The following is a 5,407-nucleotide window of genomic DNA, read 5'->3' on the forward strand; positions in this document are numbered from 1 at the left end:
CAGTTCCGTGCTCCAGAAATCGCGCATGGCCCGCACCTGCTCCTGCTTCGTTTTGTTTTTCATCGAGGTCAGCACCTTCTTGAAGCGCGGCGAGTTGTCGATGCTCTGGATGTAGGCCTGCTTCTGCAAGTACATGATCTCAGCGTCCTCGATGGCCGCCGGGGCCGCATTGAGGCCCAAACGCTCGATCTTCTCAAGGGCTTTTTCCACGACACCAGGGGCGCAGGCCCCATCGACGCGCACCTCCAGTTCACCCGCCGACGCGAAGATGTCGCCGTTGCCCGCCCATGGGCGATAGACCGCCGTGACACCGTCCTCGAACTCGATCTCGAACTGCGTGCCGTCAACCATCGACCGGCCAAAGACCGCCGACAGATCGCGCTCTGTTCCGTCCGTAATGATCTCGCCCGCCGTATTGGTGCGCTTCTGCATCAACACCTTGCCCTTGCGAACGACCATGTCCTTGGGCTTTGGAATGTTCGGAATTGTCGCCCGTTCCGGCATGGTGCGCCTGACGTATTGCGTGAATTTGGGCAGCTTCGAGACGCCCGCCTTTCCGCTCTTTACAGCGTCAACCGTCTTTTGCATCTCGCGCAGAGCATCCAGATATTGCTCGGCCATCTTCGCCGCTTCCGGATCGCTCTGCGCCGCTTGCATCACCAGGCGGTCCCAGTGCGACATGGCCTTCTCAATCTTTTGATCGCTGAAAACCTTGTCGCCCATGTGGTGGTTGGCACTTTTTACGGCAGCCAGGATGTCATCGTAGAATTCATCTTCCGGCAGCGGTGCGCCGATCTGCGGCAGGATCGTTTTCTTGCCCGGCGGCCCCGCCTTGCCGATGGCTTCCAGGATTTTGTCCTCGTGTTCGGGCCGCACCTTGATCTGCACGATGGTCTGCTTGCCGGTAACCTTCGATCCCTTTTTCACGGTCTGCTGGAAGACGAGCGCGTTCTGGTCCTCGATCTGGTCCACGTCGATGGGGATGGACTTGCCCTGCCAACCCGCCTCGGCCGCGTCCTGCACCATCCGCTCCTCGAATTGGCCGAGACGCGCCGCACCCTTTTTCGCAACTTTCGCGTCGAACGAGAAACCCGGCAGGCCGCGCTTCTTCGCCAGATTGTCGTAAAATTTTTCAAAGTCGCGCCGGACATTGTGCTTGCGGTCGAGCGCCATGTTGTAGAAAACATTTTGCTTGGCCTTCTGGGAAAACCGCCGCTCGGCATACGGAGTCAGCAGATCGAGGAACTGCTCGTCGGGGATTGCCTCGACACGCTCGATGTAGGTGAGCGTCGCCTGCAGGTTCATGTCGATGCGCTTCTCAGAAAATGCGCGCATGACCGTGTTGTAGTACGGCTCGGAAGCGCCGTGGGCCGCGTTGGGGTGGTACGCGATGTCGAGCGCGTCATCGCCCAGAAATTTGTACAGCTGCCCTTTGTCGATCCCGTAGAGATGGCCGTCCGTTCCGCGCAGGAAGTTCTCCCAGTGGCCATCGTGATTCGATATCAGCCAATCGACGACATGCTCGCGCTGCACCTGTTCCAGTTCCGCTGGCAGCAGGTCCTTCGGGTCGATGCCCTTGAAGTCCTTCTGCGCCTTGAGCTTCGGCACCATCCGCTGGATCGAGCCGGTCTCGCCGTCCAGTTCGATCAGCCGCACCTCGACCGCGTCCGGATCGACCAGGCGACCGATGCGATAGGCGACCTCGTCGCCGTGGGCGCGGAAATCCTCGGAGATCGGTTTGAAGAGCCACTGGTTGCCCTGGTCGTCATCGTAGATGAACTTGCGGTGCGCGCCGCCGAGTTCGTTTCTCACTTCGCGGCGATTCTTGAACGGCTTTTTCGCGTTGATCTGTTCCCACCGCGCATCCACATCCCGGAAGTGCTCGTCGGCGGGAACAAGCTTCGTAGGGTTCTTCGGCGGTAGAGGCGTCTCTGGAATGTTGACGGGCTTCGGGGTCGGTTTCGGCTTTTCCGGCGCGACTTCCGACGTCGGCGTCTTCGCCTTTTTGCCGCCGTGCTTCTCGGCCCATTTCGCCCATTTCGCTTCGACGGACGCATCGACCTTCGCCAGCTGCGCCTCGTCGAACATCGAGAACCGGGCGACCAGTTCGTCCTTCGTGTGCCACTGGTAATGTTTGAGCTTCGTCTGCTGGGCGAGCTTCTTCAGATCGTCCAGCGACATGGTTTTCACTTTCGTTTCCCAGGCCGAGATTTTCTGCGCGAGAGACGCCGAGAGCGAACCGATTTCATCGGCGGCAATGAAATCCGCGTGCTGGACGTAAGACTGCGTCGCCTTCTTTGCCGACTCCAAGAACGTCTGGTACTGCGCGGGGTCGTCGGGCATCACGACCGCATCCAGCGCCTTGGTCAGTTCGGCCTTGTGCTTCGCCGCTTCCTCGACCGCATGCACCGCATTTTTGTCGATGGAGAGCGCCTTCTGAAGATCGGAAACCAGCATCTCCTTGGGCTTCAGTTTGCCGATCCCGAACTGCTTGATCTTGGCTTCGAGTTCCTGGCCTTTGAGCATGAAGTGCGGCTTCGCGGGATTGGGTTCGAGCTTTTCCAGTTCCGCGATGAACTGCGATTTCGTCTTGGCGATGGAAATGCCGTGCTTCTTCGCCTCGTCCTGAAGCTGTTGCACTGTCATCGACGAGAAATCGGGAAGCGTGGCCGCCTCCTGGATTATCGCCGCGTGCGCGGCGTCGAACTGCTTGAGCAGCGCGATCAGGTCATCCTTCGTGCAGGTCTTTCCGATACCCTGCTTGGCGACCTCGGCCATGATGTCCTTGGTCGCCCACGTCGAATAATCGATGGAAGGATTCTGCTGGCCGAGCAGCTTGATGAAGTCGGCCTTGGTGCGGTAGATCGAAATGCCGCGCTTTTTGCACTCTTCCTGCAGCGGCTTGATACTGAGCGATTCGTATTGGCCCTGTTTGACCGCCTTGTTGACCTGGGACTGCTCGGCCTTCTGCGCGACCGAGGCGTCATGCACCTGCGTCGGCGAGAGCAGGCAGTTGCCGCCCGCGTCGGCGGGACCGGCCATCGCCGTGAGCTTTAGCGTCTCGGTCGAGCATATCCGCAGAGGCACTGCCGACACACAACATCTGCAGGCCGGGTGACGTGGAATCGGCGGCATTTTGTCCACCGCGAACACCTGGCCATCCAGAGCCGAGCAGATCGGACAGAGCCGTTCGTCGGCCGCGACCATCCACCGGACATCGCGCACTCCCACGGTGTCGTAGAACTTGAGCCGCCCCTGGTTATGGGCCCGCAGGATTTCCGTCCGGGCGATCAGTTCGATACGTTGCTGCGCCGTGGCGAAGACGGTCTTGCCCGCCTGCTTGAACGCCTCTTTGTCCAGAATCACCGAACCGATGTTCTTGGCGATATTCGGAATGGACAGGCCCGCCGCGATCCCGACCGTCAGCGAGTTCTTGATGCCGGTGAGCAGATCCGCCGAAACCTGCCCGGTCAGTTGGACGTCGAAGCGCACGAGAAAATCGAGCGCGCTCTTGTCCATGAGCGAGAAGGCGTCCTTCGCCAGTCGCTTCGCGGACTCGTCGGTGAGCGCGTCGTATCCCGGCAGGCCGTGGACCTTGAGTTCGAGCGCGCCCTGCGCCATGCCCTCGAGGTGGGATTCCTTAGCTGCGGTTTTCAGCGCGAGCGTGTGCTCGGCCTTCAAGCCCTTGATCGTGCCGTCGAGCCGATCGGTGAGGGCGGCGAGCCGGATCTGGTTGATCTTCTGGCCTGGCGTGAGCGCGCCCAGGTCGGCATACCGCAGCAGGTCGGCCTTGACCCGCTTCTCGGCTTCGCGCAACGACCCGACGAGCGCCGCGACCTGTTTCTCGGTGTACAGGTCGCGGGCCGCAAACGACGCCGCCACGGACTGGCGAATTCGTTCGGCCTGGTCGAGGGCGACGGCCAGCATCTACACCGCCGCGTTGCGGTGGAACCGGCACGCCGGATCGAAGAGCGACGCCTCGCGCTCCAGCACGCGGCAGTGGTTAGCCTCTTCGTCGAAGTGCAGGCACTCGCTGCAAGTGTCGCCCGACGCGCGGGTTTTAGCCGCCGCGTCAGCGTACATGGCCTGGACCGCCTGCTGCTCGTCCTGCTGAATTGATTTCTCCTCGGCGGCTTCCTCCAGGCCCAGCAGCTTGCGCGCCGACGCGGGACTCATGATGGCCAGCTGCACGAGCGCCGTGACGTCCTTGATATCCCAGTTCATGTCGACCAGGCGCTGCTCTTTCGTGCGGTTGGCCGACTCGACCTCCGGGTTCAAATCCATCTTCGACTGCAGGGTGTTCTTCGAAATGAGGTTGCGGTCGTACAAATCAATCAACAACCGCTTCTGGTCCACCTCGCTCGTCAGGTCCAGGTCCGAGAACTCGTAATCGACATCGGCGTCGATGCCTTTGAGTTCCATCCACTCGTAAAACACCCAATCCAGAATCCGCCGCGCGGCCTGTTTGATCTCCTTGAGCATAATCACCATCTTCTGCATCGAGACCGAGGCTGTGGCGAAGTTCGGGCCGTCACCGGTGATGATGGACCGCGCCATGCCCAGGGCAACCAAGATGTCCTCTTTGACCTCCTTGATCTTCGCCTCGGTGTTGAGCACGTGCCCCTCGGTTCCGTAAGTTTCCGCCTTCACATAGAACGGGACGACGAGGCCGCTTTTGAGGTCCATCTTGTCGATCTCGTTGCGCACCGTCTCCAGCATCTTCTGGCTCGGCATGATGACCTTGTCGCCGAACTGCCCGCCCACCTGGATAAAGCGCAGCGGCGTGGTCCAGCGCAGGGCGATGGCCCGCTCGGCTTTGCGGAAATCGCGCAGCAGTTCGATGGACTCGAACGCGGGGAGCACGATGCTGTTGCCGCGCGGCGAAAACTCCGGCGCGTTCCATTTGAGGTGGAGCATCTGGTCGAGGGCGAGCGACACGCCGTCGTCAGCAGTATCGAACGTGCCGTCGGCCAGTTGCCGCCGCTGCCGCGCCTCGGCGAGCACGCCGCCCACGAACTTGAGCTTCACGCTGATCGGGTTGACGCACACGACTTTGTCCAGGTCGTCGCCCTCGGCGGTGCGTTTGAGATACCCGGTGCAGTCGCCCTTCACGAGCAGCTGCAGGATCATGTCCCTCACGAAGTTGTTCAGTTCAAGGCGGTAGAACAAATCCCGCGCCTGGTCCTGCGTTCCCTCGTCCTCGCTCGACACCCCGACCTCGTCGCCCAGGGCGAAGACGCGCCACGAGTTGATCGCGTTCGAGACGATGGGTTCCTCGAGATAGAACTCCCACGCCTTGGCCGCGCGCTCGTGCCACTCGGCGGGGATGGAGTCCTTGACGCCGTGCTTCTCGAACACGTTGCCCGCGAGCGACGCCGCCGATCCCATGCGCGTCGGGTCGAGGATG

Annotated in this window: 2 protein-coding genes; both read right to left on the reverse strand. The window is 61.3% G+C overall.

What is annotated here, in order from left to right; genetic code table 11:
- Positions 1-3,927 (reverse strand): phage head morphogenesis protein (locus K8I61_01870; protein MBZ0270755.1); only part of this gene is annotated, 3,927 nt, incomplete at its 3' end.
- Positions 3,928-5,407, reverse strand: a 1,480-nt coding sequence (locus K8I61_01875) for a hypothetical protein (protein ID MBZ0270756.1), incomplete at its 5' end; no start/stop codon positions are given.

This window comes from bacterium (assembly GCA_019912885.1).
In the GTDB taxonomy this organism is placed as follows: Bacteria; Lernaellota; Lernaellaia; order JACKCT01; family JACKCT01; genus JAIOHV01.